Origin of the sequence: Solwaraspora sp. WMMD792, from assembly GCF_029626105.1 — a bacterium.
Taxonomy (GTDB): Bacteria; Actinomycetota; Actinomycetes; order Mycobacteriales; family Micromonosporaceae; genus Micromonospora_E.
On record NZ_JARUBH010000009.1, the window covers coordinates 4,798,984 to 4,819,924 of the forward strand.

Sequence of the window (20,941 nt, forward strand, 5' to 3'; positions counted from 1 at the left end):
GATGACGTGACACCCCTTCAAAGAAGTCCTTCTATACCAAAAGCGCCCATCGATAGCTCCCCGCATTTTTCCTCCGCCGTCCGGACCATCGCCCTTTGTCCGTGTCGCGTCGATCATGACTTATGTATTGCTGAGATCAGATTGGTTCGTAAACCCGCAGGTAATGGCACCCTCGCTTACCTTCGACCCATAGTTTCGAAAGTTTGATCTTGAGCTTATGATCTTGCGAAAGTGGGCTAGAGCTCGCGCAATGTCGATCGAACGAGCCTGCGCAGCCACAACAGCATCGCCCCGGCCTGAGTGAGCTTGTGGCTCGTAGCACATTGCCAGCCGTAGATAAAGGGTTGCCATGCGTAAGGATTCTCAGGTACGTTGCTTCCTGTTCGAGGGAACCGTCTTGATCAGCGCACCGATGCCGTGATCGCACGCCGCGTCGCCGGCCAAGATGGTCGCTTAACCATTGATCGAGCCGACTCGCCTGCCGTCCTGCATGGCCGATGTCGCGAATCGCAATGAGGGGATATTTGTGACTCTCAAATCAGTGCTCGACACCACGCTTCGGGATGGCGAACAGGCACCAGGCAATGAGATGACCATCGAAGACAAGACGCGTCTCCTCGAGCTGATCGACGCCGCCGGCCCAGACTACATCGAGGTGGGATTTCCAGCCTCGTCGCCTGCGACCTTCGAATTCGTGCGCGAGATTTCGCGCAAATCGCGCAATGCAGCACTCACTGTGTTCGCTCGTGCGACACCTAAGGACATCGACACCGCACTCGACGCCGTCCGGGACGCCGATCGCTTCCAGCTCCAGCTGCTCATCACCGGGTCAGAAATCCACGCCGAGCATAAGCGCGGACAGACCTGGGAGCAAGCCCGGACAGAATTGGTAGAGGCATGTAACTACAGCCTGAAGGCAGGAGTGCGCGACCTTTCCATCGGGTTGGAGGATTCACTTCGGGCGTCGCCCGAGTACCTGCGTCCCATGATGCAGGCCGGACTGGATTCCGGCGCGAACCTGTTTGTCCTGGCCGACACCGTGGGATCCTGTGTGCCACAGGAAGTCGAGGCCAAGGTACGCGCGGCCCTGCACTGGGTCAACGGGGCGGCCGATGTGACGCTGCACTGCCACAACGACCTGGGACTGAGTCTCGCGAACGCCGTGGCCGGCATGCAGGCCGGTGCCGCCGGTGTGCAGGGCACGCTGGCCGGTATCGGCGAACGAACCGGCAACACTCCGCTGGAGGAACTTGCCGTCCTCACCCATTACCGCGGTGAGTCGCTAGGATTCCGAACGGCACTTAACCCCCGCAAGTGCGTCGAGGCGGCCAATGCCGTCCTCGAAGCAATCGGTGAACGACCCTGGAAGCACAAGCCGCTGCTCGGCGACCTGGCCTTCTCGACGGCTGCCGGCATACACGCCGCAGGGATGATGAACAATCCGATCTGCTATGAGTTTGTCGAGCCCGAACTGGTCGGTAGGGAACGTCGCATTCTCCTGGGCGGGGCCTCCGGTCGTGCCAACATCCGGCATTTCGCGGCGACCCTCGGTATGTCGATCCCAGAAGACGTGCTCGATCAGATGTACCAGCGATTTGTGTTGGACCCCAGCCCGGCCCGGTACAACTCGCTGGAGGCTTTTGAGGGACTCTACCGGGACGCGCTGGATGGGACCGCGCAGTGATCGATGACACGGCCGACTTAACGATCGGCCTGCACCTGCCGTTATTCGACTTCGGATTTGGCCATCCGACGCTCACGGGACAGGATCTGCACAACCTGCTGGAGGTCGCCGAGCGGCTGAATATTCAGGAGGTGGCGGCAAGCGACCACGTCGCCTTCCCCGTTCCCTGGCTGGACGGTCTAGCGGCACTCGCGTTCGTGGCCGCCCGCCTTCCGGGTCGGCGGCTGGTGACGGCAGCATGTCTCCCGACAGTCCGCGGTCCGGCGGTAACCGCCAAGGCATTGGCTGGGATCAGCCGTTTGGCGGGGGCCCCGGTGCGGGCCGGGGTGGCAGCGGGCTCCTCGCTGCGAGACCTCGATCTCGCAGGCGTGCCCGCAAGTGAGCGCTGGGCACGTTTCGATGACGCGTTAGGACTCCTGAGAGCGAGCCTGTGCGGTGATGAACCTACGGCCTATCACGGAAAACACTATCGGCTGGATGACCCGCTGACACCCGGCCCGGTGCCCGGAACGAAACTGTGGATTGCATCGTGGGGTTCCCCGGCCGGTGTCCGGCGCGCGGCGGAGCGTGGCGACGGACTTCTCTTCTCGGCGTACATGGCCGACTCGGATGCGATGGGTCGTGCGGTGCGGCTGGCCCGGCAGCTTCGAGCGGAACTTACCGACCCCGCACCGAACACCGACTTCGAATTTGCCGCATCGACGTGCTTCGTGCACGTCACCGAGGACGCTCCCGTCGCTGAGCTGTTGACGGGTACCATCCTCGCGGATTTCCTCAAGGTGTCGCCCGACGACCTGCGCCGACGCACACTGGTGGGCTCGCCCGCGCACTGCGCTGAGCGGCTCGCAGCGTTCGCTCGGGCCGGCGTGCAGCGACTGTACGTGCTCCCGGTCGGTGATCCGGATGAGCAGCTCACCCGCCTTCAGGAATCGGTCTTCCCGCTGGCTGCCGCGTACGGCTCGAAGGTGCGATGGTGAGCGGCACGTCGTGCGGAGCCCTGGCGGGACTTTTTGTTCTTGACCTGTCCGCAATCCTCGCCGGCCCCACCGTGGGCCGCATCTTCGCCGATCTGGGCGCCCGGGTGGTGAAGGTCGAGCGGCCCGGGCCTGGCGATCCGGTGCGATCCATGGGTCGGTCCGTCGGTGGCGGCGAAGGGGCCTGGTGGGCTTTTGTCGGGCGGAACAAGGAGACGGTCAGCCTGGATCTCGAAGATTCGGCCGAACGCGCGCACCTCATGCGGATGGTCTGCCGCGCCGACGTACTGGTCGAGAGCTTCCGGCCGGGGACGATGGCGCGGTGGGGCCTGGATTACGAAGCCCTCGCCGCGGTCAATCCCCGCCTGGTAGTCCTGCGCATCTCCGGCTTCGGTGCGGGCGGTCCGCGCGAGAATTGGTTGGGATTCGGCACGCTGGCAGAGGCGTTCAGCGGTTTCGCCGCGTTGAACGGCGACGCCGACGGGCCGCGCCTGCCGCCCACGGGGCTGGCCGACTCGATCGCCGGCCTGCAGGGCACCGTGGCGGTACTGGCGGCCCTGCACGAGCGGCAGCGCAGCGGGCGAGGACAGCTGGTCGAGGTCAACCTGTACGAGCCGCTACTCAGCGTCCTTGGTGGACATGTCGTGCGCGACGCCGCCCACGAGGAGGACCCGGGCGTGTCCGCCAGCAGCCATATCCGCGGGCTCTTCGCCACCGCGGACGGTGACTGGATCGCCTTGTCCGCCCACAGCGCCGCGACCGGCAGCGCGATTGCCGGACTGCTGGGGGTGGCAGGCTCCGAGGGACTCGATCGCGGCGCAGTTCACGATCCGGATGACGTGCATCGCCGACTGGTGGCGTGGATCGGCGGAAAATCGCGAGACGACGCGCTCACACATCTGCTGGCGGCCGGCATTCCAGCGGTCCCCGTACTGACTCCCGGGCAGCTCAGCCACGATCCACACGTCATCGCACGCGAGTCTTTACCAGCCGTCACACAGGGAAATGATGCCGTACGCATGCCCGGCATCGCCATGGACTTCTCCCGCAGCGAGCACACGATTCGTCATATCGGCAAACCGCAAGACGACGATCGGGAGCATGTCATGGCCGAGTTCGCCCCAGATCACAGTTCGGAGGTGCCGGGATGACATCGACGACGTATACGGACGCCCTCCTGGAATCGGCGGAACTTCACCGGGACGGATCGCGGATCCTCTTGGCGGTCGACCTCCACGTACTGCACGAAGTCTCCTCGCCCCAGGCATTCACCATGCTTGCCAACCGGGGACTGCAGGTGCGGGACCCGTCCCGTACGGTCGGCATCCCCGACCACGTCGTCTCCACCGCGCCCGGACGCATCGGCAGCGATGATCCGCGGGCCCAGCACATGCTCGACGTCTTCTCCGCGAACCTGGACACCGCAGGCATCGAGCAGGTGGCGCTGGACAGCAGTGATCACGGCATCGTGCACGTGTCGGTCAGTGAGTCGGGCCGCGTGTTGCCAGGGCAGGTCGTCGTCTGTGGCGACAGCCATACCACCACCCTCGGCGCGCTGGGCGCGCTCGCCTGGGGAATCGGTACGTCAGAGGTGGCACACGTGCTGGCCACCCAGGCCGCCTGGACGTCGGTGCAACCGGTCGTCGGTCTGCGGGTGACGGGCGTGCCAGGACCGGGCGCAGGAGCGAAGGACGTGGTACTGCGGGTGTGTGGCGAGCTGTCGCCGCGCTGGGGGGTTGGCCGACGGATCGAGTGGAGCGGGCCGTACATCGACGCGACCACGATGGCCGAGCGGTTCACCTTGTGCAACATGTCGGCCGAGTTGGGCGCCCGTTCGGCACTGATCCCGCCTGACGAGGTCACCTGGAGCTACCTGGCCGAACGGCTGTCGCCGCAACGCCTGGCTGCGGCGCGCCGCCGCAGTGCTGACCTCCTGCACCGTGCCGCGGAAGCGCCCCGCGAAGCTACTGTGGACATTGACAGCATCGCCCCGCAGGTGACCTGGGGCACGAACTTGTCACACGTGGCGGCCGTGGACGGACGAGTTCCGACCAGCGTTCAGGACAACCAGCGGTCTGCCTTCGAGGCGGCACTGGCGTACGCGAATCTCGTGCCGGGGCAGGAGCTACGGACGGTGCAGGTGCAGCATGCGTTCCTCGGATCCTGCACCAACGGCAGGATCGAGGATCTGCGGGCCGCCGCGATGGTCGTGGCCGGACACCGCGTGGCCCCAGGGGTACGGGCGGTGGTGGTGCCAGGTTCGCGGCGGGTCGCCGAGTTGGCAGAGCGCGAGGGCGTCCGGGCGGCACTGACCGACGCGGGCTTCCTGTGGCGTGAACCCGGCTGCTCCTCCTGCGTTGCCATCAACGGTGACACAGTTCCCCGCGGTGAGCGGTGCGTCTCCAGCTCCAACCGCAACTTCGAAGGCCGGCAGGGTGCGGGCGCGATCACCCACGTAGCCAGCCCCGCCACCGTGGCGGCCTCGGCCGTCACGGGACGACTGACGCATCCTGTCGAGGTGACCGGATGAACAACCTCCAAGGGCGCGCTCTTCCGCTGGGACGCGACTCCGTCGACACCGACGTGATCGCGCCACAGTCCGAACTGCTCGTCGTGGACAACGCCGGCCTGGCCGATGCCGCATTCCTGACCTGGCGCCGGCATCCGGACGGCACGCTCACGGATTCTGTGCTCAACGACACGCGGTACCAGGGTGCCCGGATTCTGCTCACCGGCGACTCCTTCGGGTGCGGCTCAAGCCGGGAGCATGCGGTCTGGGCGTTGCAGGGACTCGGGTACGAGGCCGTGCTGGCGGTGGGGTTCGGCGAGATCTTCGAGCGGAACGCGGCGCGTAACGGCCTCGCCCCGATCGTCGTGTCGAGAGAGTCGCTCGACCAACTCCTCGACGTGGTACGGAGCAGGCCCGACGAAGTGCTCACCATCGACTTCGCCGAGGAGACCGTGTCGGCGGCCGGGGTCCTCCACAAGGGCACGTTGTCCAAGGACGCACGCCGTTTCATCGTGGACGGCCACGATGAGATCTACGAAACCCTGGGCATCCTGGCTGCTTCGACGGGCGGGCCGTCGGCGGCCGACGACGGCGAGCCACCAGCGCCGGCCGGCCGGGCGGGTGCCGGGACGGCGCTCGCTGGCGACTGGCAGGCAACACCGTCGAAGGGCCTGGCCTCGTGGCACGAGCGGGCCGGGGTCCGGTCGACCGAGCGGCGACTGCTTGGTGAGCTCGACCGAGGGTTGACGCTGTTTCCGCGCAAGCTCATGCCCTACCTTGATCACCCGCTGGTCACTGGGCTCGGCCCCGAGCAGCAGAGGGTGCTGATCGCTCGCCGCCTCTACGACTACCTGTCCTTCGTGGTGCACCTCGAGGCAAAGGTCGTCAACCGGGGCACCCGCATCGTCGCCCTCGACGAGCTCGGGCTCGGCCTGCCATCGCATCTGCGCACCGACGGCTGGAAAATCTACTGCGACGAGGCATACCACGCCCTGTCTGGCATGGACCTGCTCCAGCAGGTGGAGCGCGCGAGTGGTATCACTGCCTTGCCGTATGACTTCACGCCGGTCATGGAAACGTTACGGGACGCCGGCCGTGAGGTCGGTGCGGTCATGCCAGGGCTCGACCATCTGCTCGAGGTCATCGTCTTCGAGACCGTGGTCACCGAGCTGCTGAAGGATATTCCGAATGACGAAACAGTGGTCCCGGTTATCCGACAGGTCGTCGCCGACCACGCCGCGGACGAGCGCGTGCACCACGCCTTCTACACGGTCTTCTATACCGAATTATGGGGCAAGTTGGACCGTATGCAGCGCGAGCTTGTCGCACGCAGCCTGCCGAATATCGTCACGGCCTGCCTGAGCCCGGACATCAGCGCTGTACGGCGCAGCTTGTCAGCCGCAGGACTGACCGACTCCGACGCGACGCAGGTCATTCAACAGACCTACCCGCAGGAGCGAGTTCGGGAGGACATCCGCCGGTCGGCCCGCAAGACCATTCGGATGTTCCAGGCACACGAGGTCTTCGATTTTCCAGGTGCCGCAGAGGCGTTCGAATCCGCCGGGCTGCTACTGCCCGACGACCGCTGAAAACACATATTTTTTGCAGCCGGCCCTTGCCACCCACCAGGGGTGGTTCATACAGGATTACAGAATGGAGAGCCATCGATGTGCGGCATCGCCGGAATGGTCGACTTCCGACAGCAGCGGCCCGATATCGAGGATGTTCTTGACCGGATGTGCTCCGCCCTGCATCGCCGCGGACCCGACGAACAGGGCAGCTGGGTCGGTTCCGGCGTCGGCATGGGTGTTCGCCGGCTGTCCGTCATCGACCTCGCCGGTGGTCGGCAGCCGATGGTGCACACGGCTGCCGACGGGAGCGCCGTCGCCCTGGCCTATACCGGCGAGGTCTTCAACTACGCCGCACTCAGGAACGAACTGACCGGGCACGGACACACGTTCGAAACCTCCAGCGACACCGAGGTTGTACTGCGTTCGTACCTGCAATGGGGAGCTGCCTGCGCTGAGCGGCTGGTGGGGATGTTCGCCTTTGCAGTATGGGACGGACGCACTGAGGAACTCGTCCTCATTCGGGATCGATTCGGGATCTACCCGCTCTATTACGCGGAGGTCGACGGCGGCGTTGTCTTCGGCTCGGAGCTCAAGGCGATCCTGGAGCACCCCGGAGTCGTGCCGGAAGTCGACATGGAGGGCTTCCGTGCGGTCATCACGTTCGTCAAGCGTCCCGAAAACGGCATCTTCAGGGGCGTCCACGAGATGGTGCCGGGCACGGTGCGCCGAATCGGCCGGAGAGGCTCCCGGCAGAGCACGTACTGGACTCTGACTGCGCGGGAGCACACCGACGACCTCGACACCACGGTGGCGACGGTGCGCGAGCTACTCGAGCAGAGTGTGCGAAGCCAGCTCGTATCGGATGTGCCGCTGGGCGTGTTCCTTTCGGGCGGTCTGGACTCCAGCGCGATCGCCGCCTTGTCGGCGAAGGTCATGCGTGAAAAGGACGCCGGTTCGTTGCGGACGTTCTCGGTGGACTACGCCGGTCACTCGGAGAACTTCACGCCCGACGAAGTCCGCGCCACTCCGGACCACCCGTTCGTGGCACGTATGGTGGAGCACCTGGGTGCCGACCACACGCGCGTGGTGGTGGGGACGGATGAGTTGATGGACCCGGCCACCCGCTCCGAGGTGCTCATCGCACGGGACTACCCGACGTCCCTCGGTGACCTCGACACCTCACTGCTCTTGCTGTGCCGGGAATTCCGGCGTTCCTGCAAGGTGTCGTTGACCGGTGACGCGGCAGATGAGCTGTTCGGCGGGTACGCCTGGTTCCTGGACCGGCACTACTACGACGCGGGAACGTTGCCGTGGCTGGAGTTCGCCCGCCGTATGGTCGGGCGTAACCAGCTGCGCAACACCGCGCTGTTGCGCGAGGACCTGGTCAAGGACCTGGACAGTGAGACGTTCGAGCGGGATCTGTATTCCGACATGGTCGCCCAGGTACCTGTCCTCGCGGGAGAGAGCGAGCAGGACCGCGCCGCCAGGGTGATGACCCACCTCAACTTGACAGGCTATCTACGGATCATCCTTGACCGCAAGGATCGCGTCGGAATGGCGGCCGCGCTGGAGGGGCGCGTGCCGTTCCTCGACCATCGTCTGGTGGACTACGTTTTCAATGTCCCTTGGGCGATGAAGTCCTTCGACGGCCGGGAGAAGAGTCTGCTTCGTGCGGCGGTACGTGACCTTCTGCCGCCGTCGGTGCTCTTCCGCCAGAAGGCCGGATACCCGCCTACCACCGATCCGCGGTACAACGACGTCCTGCGTCAGCGCGTATCCGAGATGCTCAGCGATAGCTCGGCACCCGTGCGCGAACTGCTCGATCTCGATGTCGTCCGGGCCTACCTCCAGGATCCGGACGGTCCGGCCGCAGCGGTCGTCAACCGTTTCAGCATGGAGATGGCCCTATACCTCAATGACTGGTTGGGGCGGTACCACATTCGACTCGCTTTCTGAGCGGCGTCTTCGCAAAGAGCAGCATTGACGGGAGTTTAGCATTGAGCAGCAACGCGGACTATGACGATGCACCAGTGGACGTGCTCGGCATCGGGTTCGGGCCGTCGAACCTCGCACTAGCCATCGCGCTTCAGGAGCAGGGCTTGCTTGGCTCCGCAGCCGGCGGAGGCGGCCGGCTGCGGTTTATGGAGCGGCAGAACCAGTTCGGCTGGCACCAGGGAATGCTGCTCGACGGGGCGCGGATGCAGATCTCGTTCCTCAAGGATCTCGCCACCATGCGAAGCCCGAGCAGCCCTTACACTTTCCTCCATTATTTGCAGGATCGAGGGCGACTCGTCGACTTCATCAACGGAAAGACGTTCTTCCCCAGCCGGATCGAGTTCCACGATTATCTCGAATGGGCGGCGGCGCGATTCTCGAGGGTTGTTGAATACGGCTCCGAGGTCATTGGCATCGAGCCGGTGTACACGGGGGACGTCGTCCAGGAGGTTGACGTCGTGGTGCAGCGGGCGGACGGCATCCGCCGGCACCGTGCCCGCAACATCGTTTTCGCCGCCGGCCTGCAGCCGTGGATACCGGAGGGCATTACGTTGTCGGACCGGATCTGGCACAGCTCCGAACTTCTGCACCGGCTCCGCGAGATCAATGTGGCAGGGATTCGTAAGGCCCTCGTCATCGGGGCCGGGCAGAGTGCCGCCGAGGTGACCAGCCATTTGCACCAGGTGTGCCCCAACGCGCAGGTCCACTCGGTCTTCGCCCGATTCGGTTACTCGGTCGCCGACGACAGCCCTTTTGCCAACCGGATCTTTGATCCCGAGGCGGTGGACGTGCATTTTCGTGCGGCGCCCGATATCCGCCAGATGTTGCGGCGGTACCACGACGGCACGAACTACTCCGTGGTTGATCTCGACCTCATTTCTGATTTGTTCGAGCGCAGTTACCAGGAGAAGGTAGTCCACGACCAGCGGTTGCACTTTCACAACCTATCGCGCGTCACGCGCTGCGTGCAGACACCGGCGGGCGCCGACGTCACTGTGCACGACCTGGTCGAAGGCCATGTCGAGTCGATGACTTGCGATCTCGTGGTCTTCGCCACCGGGTACCGGCCGGTGGACCCGCGTTGCTTCCTCGGCCCCCTGCTCGAGCACTGCCAGCTTGATGCCGGCGGTCGCGTCGCACTGGCCAGGGACTACCGGGTGCTCACTTCGCCACGGATACGTTCCAGGATCTTCGTGCAGGGTGCCACCGAGGACAGCCATGGGCTGTCCTCGGGGCTGCTGTCCAACGTGGCAGTTCGGGCGGGAGAGATCGCCGAGTCTCTCGCAGAGGCGCTGCGCGAGCAGGGCGAGCCCCTGACTGCCGCAGCGAGATGATCGACGACCGACACACTCCGCCACCTGTCCGCTCCGGACTGCCACCGGGAGTTCGTCGAGATCGTGACCGCGATCCCGCGCCGCACCCGTCGAATCACTTGGAGACCCGAATGTTCGTACCTGGCGTCTACCAGAACCACGACCCTGCGCAGCTGCGTGACGAGATGCGCCGCAATCCGCTGGCGGTTCTCGCCAGCAATGGCGAGCCCGCGCCGATGCTGACCCATCTGCCGGTCATCCCGCACCCCGACGAGGGTGGCGCCGCCGACGCGCCGCTGCCCGGCTCGGTACTGCTCGGACACATGAACCGGGCCAACCCGCACTGGGCCGGGCTGACCGCCGGGTCGCCCGCGACGCTGGTCTTCCTCGGCCCGCACGGCTATGTCACACCGGTCCTCTATAACGCCACCCCGGCCGCGCCGACCTGGAACTTCGTCACCATCCACGTACACGGCACGGTGCACCCCATCCCCGCCGGGGACGAAACGCTCGACGTGGTGCGCTGGACCGTGGAGGCATTCGAACGCTCGTTCGGCTCCGGCTGGGACCCACAACCGTCGCTGGGCTACTTCAGATCCATCGTCGGCGGCGTCGGCGCCTTCCGGTTCGAGATCACCGGCGTCGATGCCATGTACAAGCTGAGCCAGGAACAGAGTGCCGAGCGGCAGGACCGGGTCGCCGCGAGCTTTGCCGCCTCCGAGGGGGGCTGCACGCGTGAACTCGCCGAGCTGATGAGGGTGGTGCGCCACAATGCCGATCCGGCGGGCCTGACCCGATGAAGCGCAACATGCTCAGCGTCCCCGGCGCGGTCAGCCTGCTCGAGGAGATATGCGCCGGGCGGCTGCCCTGGCAGGCGATCCATCCGTTCCCCCGGCAGCGCGGCGACGACCGGGCCGTCGGCGACCGGGCCGTTGAGGACATCCAGCAGATCCTCGAACGCACCGTCGACCCGGAGGCCGTGGACACCAACCGGCAGCTGCCGCCGGACCTGCCCGCGGCGATGCACGCCGAGAACTGTCTGCACCTGTTGGCCGGCGCCGAACAGGGCGGCCGTGCTCTGTCGCCGTTCAACGCGTTCCGGGTGGTTGAGGCCGCTGCCCGCTGGTCCGTTCCTGCCGGCATGCTGCTCGGCATCCACAACGGCATCGGCGCCGCGGCGTACCTGCCGGTGCTGCCCGACGGCCCGCTACGCGAACACATTTCCCGCCGGATGGCGGCCGGCGCGGTCACCGCCATGGCCGACACCGAGCCGACCGGCGCCGCGAACCGCGCCCGGGGCACTACCGCCGTGCCGGTCCATGACGGCACCGGATATCTGCTCAACGGCGACAAGCTCTACATCGGCAACGGCCCCATCGCCGACCTCGTCGCGGTCACCGCAACCCTTCGCGGACAAGACGGTGACCGTACCCGGGTGTTTTTCGTGGACACCGACACGCCCGGCTTCTCGGTCAGCGCACGCCTGCGCTTCATGGGGTTCCGGGGCTTCCCCAACGGCGCGCTGTCACTGCGCGACGTCCACGTCCCGGCGCACCATCTGCTCGACGAACGCGAAGGCGAGTGGCTCACCGCGGAACGCGCCACGGTGCTGTCCCGCGGCCGGCTCTACATCGTGGCCGCGCCAGCGTTGGCGATCGCCCGCGCCTGCCTGGACCACTCTCGCGCGTACGCCCGCCGCCGCACCGTCGACGGGCGGGTACTCGCCGACTATCCCGAGATCCGCCGGATGACCGCAGAGTCACAGGCGGATACGTATGCGCTGGAGACCGTGGCGCGGTGGACGATGCTCGACGGGCGCGGCGACGGCCCGACCGTCAACCTCATGCCGGATCAGGTCGCCGCGAAGGACATCACGTCGTTGCTCTGCTGGCGGGTCGCGGAACGCACGATGACGCTGCTCGCCGGTGAGGGCTTCGAGACGGCCCGGGGCAAGGGCGACCGGGGTGCCCCCGCGATCCCACTGGAGCGGCTCTTCCGCGACGCCCGGGGCACCCGCATCGCCGGTGGAACCGAGGTGCTGTTGCAGATGCGTCTTGCCAGCAACCTCGTCTTCTCCTACTTCTACCCACCCCCGGACAACGCCGACGAGCTGACCGGCCCCGCGACCGTGCCGGCGGACCTGCCGGCGGGCGCACTGTCGGACCGCAACCGCGACCACCGCCGCGCCCTCGCGGCGGGTATCCACGAGTACGCACGGACCTGCCTGGCCACGGCCCGCCGGTTTCCCGACCGGGCCGAGCTGCTGACCCGTAGCCGTGCGCTGGTGCTGTTCGGCCAGCTCGCCGAGGAACTGGTCACGGTGTCGCTGGTGCTCGCCCGGGCCGCGACCGACGGCATGGATCCCGGCGAGCAGGACCTGGCCGACATCTATTGCACCGGCGCGCTCGGCCGCATCGCGGTCTGGCGGCAGGAACTGGCGGACGCTCTCGCCGACGACATGCCGGCGTACGGGCGGGCCGCCGGGCGACTGCTGGACGACATCGAGCCCAGCCACACCGGCACCGACGTGCTCGCCGGGGCGTCATGACCGGGCCGTCGCACCGTGCCCCGCTCTCCGCCGGGCAGAGCCGGTTGTTCTTCAGTGAGCTGCTGCGACCGGACAGCGGCGGATACGTCATCCAGCGGGCCGTCCGGCTCATCGGCGACCTCGACGTACCCGCCCTGCAGACCTCGATGCAGCTGCTCGTCGGCCGGCACGAGATCCTGCGCACCATCTACAGCGACGACGGGCCGTACCCCGAACAGATCGTCGGGCCCGCGTCACTCGGCAATGAGTTCGCTCTGGAGCTCACGGACCTGGGCGACCGGGCAGACGACAGCGCCGAGGCGGTGAACAGCTGGATCGCCGCCGCCCGGGGGCGCTCCTTCGACCTGCGGGCCGAGCCGCCGCTGCGGACCGGTCTCGCGCGCCTCGGCGCCGACGACCACGTCCTGCTGATCACCGTGCACCACATCGCGATGGACGGCTGGTCGATGTCCGTGCTGCTCGGTGAGCTGGCCACCGCCTATGCCGCGCTGATCCGCGGCGAGGAACCGGCCCTGCCGCCCGCGCGGGCGTACCGGGACTACGTGCACGCTGAGCAGGCCCGTGCCGACGAGATGGCCGAGCACGAGCGGTTCTGGCGCACCCAACTTGCCGGAGCCGGCGTGCCCGGCCCCGGTCTGCTCGAATACCCGGCCGAATGGCGGCGCACCGATGAGGCTCTCTGCGCAGCGTTCAACCTACCCGCCGAGCTGCCCGCACGAATCGCCGAGCTGAGCCGGCGGCAGCGCTGTACGCCGTTCATGACCGTGCTGGCGGTCTGGAGCGGACTGCTGACCACGGACAGCGGAGCCGCCGAGATCACCGTCGCGACCGCCTCGTCCGGGCGGTGGCGACCAGAGGACCACGGGCTGGTCGGATTCCTGGTCAACGTGGTCCCGATCCGCATCGCCTGCACCTCGGAACTGTCGCTGACACAGCTGCTGGCCAGGGTGCGTGACGCCTGTCTGACCGCGTCGGAGCACAACGAACTGCCGTACGAGCGGATCGTTGCCGCCAGTCGGGCACCCCGCCTGCCGAACCGGCCCGCGCTCGCGCAGGTCCTGTTCGACCTGCACCCCAGAGCTGCGGTGCCGACGCTGCCGGGGTTGCGTTGCAGCGAGTGGCCCATTATGCCCCGCACCCTGCGGTTCGAGTTGGAGCTGCATGTCACGTACGACCGGAGCGCCGCCGACGGGATCCTGCTGGCCGCAGCGGACCTGTTCGAGCCGGACACCGTCCAGCGCCACCGGGACGCCTTCGTCGACCTGCTCAACCGGTGGACCGCCGAGCCCGAGCGGGCGCTGGCTGACCTGATCCCGATCCGCTCTGTTTCGGAAGGAACGTAATGACAAGCGACGGCACCCTCACCGCCCGGCTGACCCGGATCTGGGAGTCGGCCCTGGGGCTCGACGACATCGAGCCCGCGGAGAACTTCCTCGACCTCGGCGGCGACTCGATGACCGCCACGACGGTGATCGCGGGGATCCGCGGTGAGTTCGGCGTCGCGCTGCCACTGCGTGCCCTGTTCGACCATCCAACCGTCGCTGAACTGGCCGAGGTGGTGGCGGCCGCCCGCCACTCCGCCGTGGCCGCCGGGTCTGCGCTGAAGGAGGTCCGATGAAGAACGGCAGTGCAATCGTCGGCTACCCCTATCTCTCGATGTGGGGCGGCGAGGCCGATCCGCCGTGTCTGCTCGACTCTCTCCATCGCTCGGTCGAGCGATACCCGGACCGCGCCGCAGTCATCGACGGCGACCGGCGCTTCTCGTACGCCGAGCTGGCGGCGTGGACCTGGGAGGTACAGGAACTGCTGCGGGCCAGAGGCGTGGTGCCCGGGGACCGGGTGGCGGTAGCCTGCCCCCGCAGCGCCGAGGCGGTCGTTGCGCTGCTCGCCGTCGCCGGGTGCGGAGCTGCCTACGTACCCCTTGACATCGAGTACCCCCACGCCCGGTTGGAGCACATGCTCCGGGACAGCGAGCCCGCAGTGCTGCTGCATCTCGGCGACCGGCCGGAGCTAGGGCCCGCGGAGATCGCCCAGCGCATCCCGCAGCCCGGTGCCTCCCCCGCCGGCGCCACCCCACCGGCCCGCAGCGTGGCGCACGACCCCGACCGGGACGTCTACCTCATCTACACCTCGGGCTCCACCGGCTGGCCGAAGGGTGTCGCGATTCCGCACAGCTGTCTGGACAACATGGTCGCCTGGCAGTCCGCCCACTCGCCAGCCCCCGACCTGCGCACGGCGCAGTTCGCGCCGCTCAACTTCGACGTGTCGTTCCAGGAGATCCTCGGCACCCTCTGTGGTGGCGGCACCCTGCACATCGTGCCGGAAAGCCTGCGCCGGGAGCCGGGGCAGCTGCTGGCCTGGCTGGCCGAACACCGGGTGCAACGGCTCTTCATGCCCTACGTCGCCCTGCAGATGCTCGCCGTGGCCGCCGACGCGGACGCCGACGCGGCGGCCCGGCTGGAGCTGGTGGAGGTCAACACAGCGGGAGAGCAGGTGGTGTGTACCGACGAGATCCGGCGCATGTTCGCCCGTCTGCCCGGCGCCCGCCTGGTCAACCATTACGGCCAGAGCGAGTCGGCGATGGTCACCTCGCACATACTGACCGGCCCGAGCGCCGACTGGCCCGGCCTGCCGCCGATCGGGGTCCCGTTGCCGAACTGCGAGGTGCTGATCGATCCGGTTTCCGTGGACCAGCCCGAGGTGGGCGAGCTCCTGGTGGCCGGCCTGCCGATGTCTCGTGGATACCGCAACCAGCCCGAACTGACAGCCGAACGCTACATCGACATCCCGCTGTCGCCACACGGGCACACCCGTGCCTTTCGGACCGGTGATCTGGTGGAGCTGGTCAACGGCGAGCTGCGCTTCCTCACCCGGGTGGACGACGAGGTCAAACTTCGCGGCGTACGGGTGAATCTGCTCGAAGTCGACGCGCAACTGCTCGCCCATCCGATGGTCCAGGCCGCCGCCACCGTCGTCGTGCGTACCCGCTCGGGGAACCGCAGTCTGCGATCCGCCGTCGTGTTGGCCGGTACCGCCGGCCCCACGACGGCCGACGACTTGATCAGCGCGCTGCGCCGGGTGCTGCCCGCAGTCTTTGTGCCGGTCTCCGTCCTGGTTGTGCCGGCCCTGCCCCGGACGCCGAGCGGCAAGATCGACCGGGATGCGGTCGCCACCCTCATCTCCGAGGAGCTGGCCGGCGGCCGCCGGGCCCGCGGAACGAGCCCGTCGCGGGCCACGGCGCCATGAGCGTCACGACGTCGGCACCGCCGGTGGCGAGCCTGCCGGTCTCGCAGGCCCAGCTTGCGCTCTGGGCCGAGGAGCAGGTCGATGCGAACCTGAGCAGCACCGGGTACTTCGCGGTGACGCTCACCACGCACGGCGCGGGTGCCGGGCTCACCGGCCGGCGACTGCGCGCGGCCGCCCAGGCGGTCCTGCACCGGCACCCGCCGTTGCGCTCGGTGCTGCGGCACGACGACGGCGCGCTGCGACAGGTCGTCCATGTCGCCGCCGACGCCCTGCGCTTCACCACCACCGATGTCGCGTGCGAGCCCGGGGCGGAACGCGCCGCCGCGCGGGAGTGGGCCGCCCGCCACGAAAGCCGGCGCAGGTGGGACCTGTCGGTGGAACCTCCGATCCGGTTCCACGAGCTACGGCACGGGCCCGGCCGCAGGACGATCGTCTTCGCCGTGCACCACGCCGGCTTCGACGGGCGCAGCAAGTTCCTCGTCGCCCGGGATTTCACCGAGTACCTGACCGGACTCGTCACCGGCGTTCCGGTCGACGTCGAGCCCTTGCCCCACGTCATGATCCCGGAGGCGGAGCCGGCGCTGACCGACGAGGCGGTCCGCTACTGGGCCGGGGAACTGAGCGATGATCGGGAGCCGATGCCGCTGCCGTCGGGGCGTACCCCGGGTGTGCGCGGGATCCGGACCACCCGCACCGTGGAGCTGGACATCGCCCACGTGACGGCGCTGCGCGATCTCGCCAACCGCCACGAGGTCAGCACGTTCACCTGCCTGGTCGCCACGTTTGCCCAGCAGCTCGCCTGGTACGGCGAGCCAGCGCCGATTCTCGCCGTCGCCGCTGACATCAGCGATGAGCGGACCCGGGCGGTCGCGGGTGTCCAGGTCAACGTCGTACCGATGCTGGTGCGCGCCGGGGATTCCGCTACGCCGGCCGCCGCGGTGCGCGAGGCGCGGGCCGCGCTGGGCCGGATGCGCCGGTACCGCCGGGTGCCGTTCCGGAGCCTGCTGCGTGGTCTGCCGGACGACAGCGCCTCCCGGCTGATGACCCAGTGCGGGATGTCCTTCCCACGGCCCCCGGCCGGGCTGGCGCTGGACGTGCCGGGAATGACCGCCCGGTGGGACTTCTTCACGCCCAACACGTCCTCGACCTTCGAGCGGACCCTGCACATCCGCGCCGACTGGCCGGTCTGCCGGATCCGGCTGGATTACCGGGCGGAGAACCTGGACGGGGCGGGCGCCGACGCGATGCTCCAGGACTTCACTGCGGCCGTGGCGTCGCTAGCCACCGCTGACGCGACCCGGTTCCGTCCGGCGGCCGCCGTGGCCGTGCCGCCGGACCGTACCGATGCACGGCTGGGGCAGGACCCGGACAGCGAGTTGGCGGTGGCCGCCGCCGTTGTCGCCGGCCGGTCGCACGCCGGCCCGGACAACGACGTGGTGGTGCTCGGTCCTGTAGCGGATGAGATCCTCGCAGTCGAGACCAGCGCCGCGCGGATGCGTGCCGCGAAGCTCCTGTTCGCCGCCGACCCCGGCGAGATACCCGATACGGCCCGCCGCCTGGTGGGGCCGGCCGACGTCGTACGGGCGACGGCTCGGCTCCGACGTGGTCGGGCACTGGACCTCGTCGTGCCGGGTGACCAGTTGCCTGCTCTGGCGCACCTGGCGCAGGACGCCGGCTCGGCGTTCACGATCAGCGCCTACCACCAGTGGGGCGGTCGGGTGGCCGGGATCCTGACGCCGGCTCCGGATCCGCTGGAACCGCCGGAACTGGAGTTGTTCGGGTCGTACCCCGCGTCGGTGTGCGACGACGCAGGGGCCGCCCTGCCCGCGAACGTGCCCGGCACGCTGGTGGTCACCACACCCGACGGCCGGTCGGAGTCCACGTGCGACTGCGCGATGGTGAGCGCCACGGGCGTGCTGCGCTACCTTGGCCCGCGCCGGGAACGGTTGCTGCGCCACCGCGGATTCATCGACGTGGCCCTCGTCGACCGGGTTCTGCACACGTGCCCGCAAGTGCTCGACGCGGCGGTGGTGCGACGTCGGACCCGCCGTGGGTTCACAGTCGTGGCGGTCGTCACCGGGCACCCTGGCGAGCGCGCGCCCGGCGTGGCCGAGGTGCGGGCCTTCCTGCACGACCGGCTCGCGGGACTCGACCTGCCCGGACGGATCGAGGTCCGGGCCACCATGCCCCGCGACCGGTACGGCTCGATCGACAGACCGGCGATGGACTCCCGTTGACAATCCTCCCCGCCCTAAAGGACTGGGATTCCCTGGGTCGCCCCAGGGGGTTCCTGCTTCACCGACGACCGCCCCGTCCGAGAGGAGGACTCCCGGTGAGGTCTTACACCGCCTCCACAGGCAATCACGGAGAGCCCCTCCGCGAGAATGTTGCGGGCCGCGTTGACATCCCGGTCATGGGCCTGCCCGCACCGGCAGGTCCACGACCGCACCTGCAACGGCAGGTGTTCAGCCAGTACGCCACAGCCCGAGCACAGTCGGGTCGACGGGAACCAGCGGTCCACGACCACCAGATCGCGGCCGTACCAGTCCGTTTTGTACCCCAGCATGGTGCGGAACCGCCGCCAGCCCGCGTCCGAGATGGCGCGGGCCAGACTGTGGTTGGCCATCATGGTGCGGACGGTCAGGTCCTCGATCACGATCGTTTGGGTTTCACGAACGAGCCGAGTGGTCAACTTGTGCAGGTGGTCACGGCGGCGGTCGGCGATCCGGGCATGAACCCGGGCCACCGCCAACCGGGCCTTCGCCCGGTTCGCCGAACCTCTGGCCTTGCGTGCGAGGTTCCGCTGGGCGCGGGCCAGCCGATCGCGGTCGCGGCGTTCATGTCTCGGGTTGGGGATCTTCTCCCCGGTGGACAGGGTGAACAGGCTGTCGAGGCCGGCGTCGACCCCCACCACGGCACCCGACGCCGGGGCCGGCTCGATCCGGTCGTCGCAGAGCAGGGACACGAACCAGCGGCCCGCCGGATCCTGCGACACCGTCACCGTCGACGGCGCCGCACCCTCCGGCAACGGCCGGGACCACACGATGTCCAACGGATCAGACATCTTCGCCAGGGTCAGCCGGCCGTCACGCCACCGGAACGCGCTGGCGGTGTACTCCGCCGACCGCCGCGACCGCTTCCTCGACTTGAACGACGGATACCGGGCCCGTTTCGCCCAGAAGTTGGCGAACGCGGCCTGCAGGTGCCGCAACGCCTGCTGCAGAGGGACGCAGGAGACGTCGTTGAGGAACGCCAGGTCGTCGGTCTTCTTCCACCCGGTCAGCATCGCCGACGTCGCGTTGTAGGTGACCCGCTCCCGACGCAGGGTCCACGCCTCGCTGCGGGCGGCCAGGGCCATGTTGTAGACCAGCCGGACACAACCGAACGTCCGGGCGAGCTCGGCCGCCTGCTCCGGGGTGGGGTAGAAGCGGTACTTGAACGCCCGCTTCACGGTCCTGGACACAGTCCACAGTCTAACGATTCGGCCGTGAGCCGTGGGGTCGCGTGTGGGGTGGACGCCGATCCGCCCGGGCGGCGGATCGGCTTTCCCTGCCCTGCTCAGCAGGAGTTCCGTTTCCTCCCCGGCCTGAAGGCCGGAGTATCCACGGAAGGAATCCGATGACGACCGAATGGCGTGCCCCGGTGCGGCCGCGGGCCTGCTGCCGGGCCGGGGGGTCAGCCCAGCCGGCCGAAGACAGCGTGCGGGCTGATCTTGACGCGGAGGTCCGTACCGGTGTTCCACTCGGCGCGCCGGATTTCCCTCATCGCCGCCTTGCGGCGCTCGCTGTCCATCCGGTCGATGAACAGTACGCCGTCGAGGTGGTCGGTCTCGTGCTGCAGGCAGCGGGCCAGATAGCCGGAGCCGACGATCTGCAGCGGGTCGCCGTGCTGGTTGAAGCCCTTGGCCACGACGTTCTGCCGGCGTTTGGTGTCGAAGTACAACCCTGGCATCGACAAGCAGCCCTCTGGGCCGTCCTGCTCCTCCTCGTCGGGGAAGCTCAGCACCGGATTGACCAGGTGTCCGTGCAAATCTTCGACGTGAAACGCGAAGACGCGCAGGCTGATGCCGAGTTGCGGGGCGGCGAGCCCGGCGCCGCGTTCATCAGTCAGCGTGTCGTCCAGATCCCTGACGAGCCGGCGCAGCTCCGCGTCGAACGCGGTCACCTCATGCGCCGGCGTGGTGAGCACTGGGTCTCCGAAGAGCCGGACGGGCAGTACGGACATAACTGGTTCCTCTCCAAGTCGGACGGCGCACGCCGACGCCGGTGGCTGCCTCCCGGCAGGGTCCGTCGCGTTCACCGGTGCCCGGGTGTGTGGTGTGGCGTACCTGCGATACCGCCATCGTTTTCGGACGGTGGCGACGAGCGAATGGTCGGGCGAGCCCGGCTTGACATCCACTTTGCAGAGAAGAATACTTTGCAAAGTGACGGATGGACAAGCCCACGACAAACCCGACCCATCCGATCGGGTGGCCGACGACGACGGCCCTGGGGCGATGGCGAATCAGCTTCACGAGAGCTCGCCGACAGAAGGCGACGTCGCGGCCGGCGGATCCAACCCGGCTCACCCGATCCGCGACGGCGTGGTGGTCACCGTGCTGCAGCACCCGGTCCGGGCCGCTCTCATGGAGCTGCTGCGCACCCGGGAGACGCTCACTGCCACGGAGGCCGCCCGGGAACTGGGTGGCAACACGGGGACCTATTCGTTCCACCTGCGTCAACTGGCGCGGTACCGGCTGATCGAACCGGTGCCCACGACGCGGGGACGGATCCGGCCCTGGCGGCTGATCCGTCCGGGCGTGGCGCAGGTGGCCGACGAGCCGATGAGCTGCCTCGCCCGTGGGCTCGAGGACGAAAGCTACCGACGTTGGCTGGCGCTACGCGAGCAGGCACCGCCGCGCTGGCGCAACGACCAGGCATTCAGCGAGGTCATCTACCTCACGCCGAAGGAACTCACCGCTCTCGGCGCGAAGATCCGCGATCTCCTGGCCGAGTATCGCCACCGCGAGACCCGGCCCGAGACCCGTCCACAGGGGTCCGCGCCGGTCGCGGCGATCGCCCGCCTGTTCCCACTGCTCGACCCGGATCACTGATCCGGTCCA

Annotated in this window: 16 protein-coding genes; 14 read left to right on the forward strand and 2 right to left on the reverse strand. The window is 68.1% G+C overall.

Annotated elements, in window-relative coordinates; genetic code table 11:
• Positions 1 to 541: 541 nt before the first annotated feature.
• The 13 genes from O7629_RS22340 (at position 542) to O7629_RS22400 (ending at position 18,077) form a co-directional block, all read left to right on the forward strand.
• Positions 542 to 1,684 carry a LeuA family protein gene (locus O7629_RS22340; protein WP_278171523.1) on the forward strand — a complete coding sequence of 381 codons (1,143 nt, stop codon included), beginning with the start codon at positions 542 to 544 and terminating at the stop codon, positions 1,682 to 1,684.
• Positions 1,681 to 2,661, forward strand: coding sequence for an LLM class flavin-dependent oxidoreductase (locus tag O7629_RS22345; RefSeq protein ID WP_278171525.1), 981 nt, complete (start codon positions 1,681 to 1,683; stop codon positions 2,659 to 2,661). The genes O7629_RS22340 and O7629_RS22345 overlap by 4 nt, the downstream gene beginning before the upstream one ends.
• Positions 2,658 to 3,809, forward strand: a complete 1,152-nt coding sequence (locus O7629_RS22350) for a CoA transferase (protein WP_278171526.1) — start codon at positions 2,658 to 2,660, stop codon at positions 3,807 to 3,809. The genes O7629_RS22345 and O7629_RS22350 overlap by 4 nt, the downstream gene beginning before the upstream one ends.
• On the forward strand, positions 3,806 to 5,188 hold the full coding sequence (locus O7629_RS22355) for an aconitase family protein (RefSeq protein ID WP_278171527.1): 1,383 nt from the start codon (positions 3,806 to 3,808) through the stop codon (positions 5,186 to 5,188). The genes O7629_RS22350 and O7629_RS22355 overlap by 4 nt, the downstream gene beginning before the upstream one ends.
• Positions 5,185 to 6,756 (forward strand): 3-isopropylmalate dehydratase small subunit, encoded by a 1,572-nt coding sequence (gene leuD / locus O7629_RS22360; RefSeq protein ID WP_278171529.1) that lies wholly within the window; start codon positions 5,185 to 5,187, stop codon positions 6,754 to 6,756. The genes O7629_RS22355 and leuD overlap by 4 nt, the downstream gene beginning before the upstream one ends.
• Before the next feature lie 78 nt (positions 6,757 to 6,834).
• Positions 6,835 to 8,694: an asparagine synthase (glutamine-hydrolyzing) gene (gene asnB, locus O7629_RS22365; RefSeq protein ID WP_278171530.1), complete on the forward strand. Its 1,860-nt coding sequence runs from the start codon at positions 6,835 to 6,837 to the stop codon at positions 8,692 to 8,694.
• A gap of 41 nt (positions 8,695 to 8,735) precedes the next feature.
• Positions 8,736 to 10,067 (forward strand): SidA/IucD/PvdA family monooxygenase, encoded by a 1,332-nt coding sequence (locus tag O7629_RS22370; protein WP_278171532.1) that lies wholly within the window; start codon positions 8,736 to 8,738, stop codon positions 10,065 to 10,067.
• A 110-nt stretch (positions 10,068 to 10,177) separates the two neighbouring features.
• Positions 10,178 to 10,846: an FMN-binding negative transcriptional regulator gene (locus O7629_RS22375; protein ID WP_278171534.1), complete on the forward strand. Its 669-nt coding sequence runs from the start codon at positions 10,178 to 10,180 to the stop codon at positions 10,844 to 10,846.
• Entirely contained in the window at positions 10,843 to 12,594 is a 1,752-nt protein-coding gene (locus O7629_RS22380; protein ID WP_278171536.1) for an acyl-CoA dehydrogenase family protein, read from the forward strand. Before O7629_RS22375 ends, O7629_RS22380 begins: the two co-directional genes overlap by 4 nt.
• Positions 12,591 to 13,937, forward strand: coding sequence for a condensation domain-containing protein (locus O7629_RS22385; RefSeq protein ID WP_278171538.1), 1,347 nt, complete (start codon positions 12,591 to 12,593; stop codon positions 13,935 to 13,937). The genes O7629_RS22380 and O7629_RS22385 overlap by 4 nt, the downstream gene beginning before the upstream one ends.
• Entirely contained in the window at positions 13,937 to 14,212 is a 276-nt protein-coding gene (locus O7629_RS22390) for an acyl carrier protein (RefSeq protein ID WP_278171540.1), read from the forward strand. Before O7629_RS22385 ends, O7629_RS22390 begins: the two co-directional genes overlap by 1 nt.
• Positions 14,209 to 15,840: an amino acid adenylation domain-containing protein gene (locus O7629_RS22395; protein WP_278171542.1), complete on the forward strand. Its 1,632-nt coding sequence runs from the start codon at positions 14,209 to 14,211 to the stop codon at positions 15,838 to 15,840. The genes O7629_RS22390 and O7629_RS22395 overlap by 4 nt, the downstream gene beginning before the upstream one ends.
• Positions 15,837 to 18,077 (forward strand): condensation domain-containing protein, encoded by a 2,241-nt coding sequence (locus tag O7629_RS22400; protein ID WP_278171543.1) that lies wholly within the window; start codon positions 15,837 to 15,839, stop codon positions 18,075 to 18,077. The genes O7629_RS22395 and O7629_RS22400 overlap by 4 nt, the downstream gene beginning before the upstream one ends.
• A 14-nt stretch (positions 18,078 to 18,091) precedes the next feature.
• On the opposite strand, the gene O7629_RS22405 is transcribed toward O7629_RS22400, so the two are convergent.
• Both O7629_RS22405 and def read right to left on the reverse strand, forming a co-directional pair.
• Positions 18,092 to 19,303, reverse strand: coding sequence for a transposase (locus O7629_RS22405; protein ID WP_278171545.1), 1,212 nt, complete (start codon positions 19,301 to 19,303; stop codon positions 18,092 to 18,094).
• A 212-nt stretch (positions 19,304 to 19,515) separates the two neighbouring features.
• Positions 19,516 to 20,064, reverse strand: coding sequence for a peptide deformylase (def, locus tag O7629_RS22410; protein WP_278171546.1), 549 nt, complete (start codon positions 20,062 to 20,064; stop codon positions 19,516 to 19,518).
• 130 nt (positions 20,065 to 20,194) lie between these two features.
• Here def and O7629_RS22415 point away from each other — a divergent pair, with 130 nt between their 5' ends.
• Positions 20,195 to 20,932: a helix-turn-helix domain-containing protein gene (locus O7629_RS22415; RefSeq protein WP_278171547.1), complete on the forward strand. Its 738-nt coding sequence runs from the start codon at positions 20,195 to 20,197 to the stop codon at positions 20,930 to 20,932.
• Positions 20,933 to 20,941 lie beyond the last annotated feature (9 nt).

Coding starts and splice junctions, on each gene's coding strand:
- O7629_RS22355 (WP_278171527.1), top strand. CDS start 3,806: ATGACATCGACGACGTATACGGACGCCCTCCTGGAATCGGCGGAACTT.
- leuD (WP_278171529.1), top strand. CDS start 5,185: ATGAACAACCTCCAAGGGCGCGCTCTTCCGCTGGGACGCGACTCCGTC.
- asnB (WP_278171530.1), top strand. CDS start 6,835: ATGTGCGGCATCGCCGGAATGGTCGACTTCCGACAGCAGCGGCCCGAT.
- O7629_RS22375 (WP_278171534.1), top strand. CDS start 10,178: ATGTTCGTACCTGGCGTCTACCAGAACCACGACCCTGCGCAGCTGCGT.
- O7629_RS22380 (WP_278171536.1), top strand. CDS start 10,843: ATGAAGCGCAACATGCTCAGCGTCCCCGGCGCGGTCAGCCTGCTCGAG.
- O7629_RS22385 (WP_278171538.1), top strand. CDS start 12,591: ATGACCGGGCCGTCGCACCGTGCCCCGCTCTCCGCCGGGCAGAGCCGG.
- O7629_RS22390 (WP_278171540.1), top strand. CDS start 13,937: ATGACAAGCGACGGCACCCTCACCGCCCGGCTGACCCGGATCTGGGAG.
- O7629_RS22395 (WP_278171542.1), top strand. CDS start 14,209: ATGAAGAACGGCAGTGCAATCGTCGGCTACCCCTATCTCTCGATGTGG.
- O7629_RS22400 (WP_278171543.1), top strand. CDS start 15,837: ATGAGCGTCACGACGTCGGCACCGCCGGTGGCGAGCCTGCCGGTCTCG.
- def (WP_278171546.1), bottom strand. CDS start 20,064: ATGTCCGTACTGCCCGTCCGGCTCTTCGGAGACCCAGTGCTCACCACG.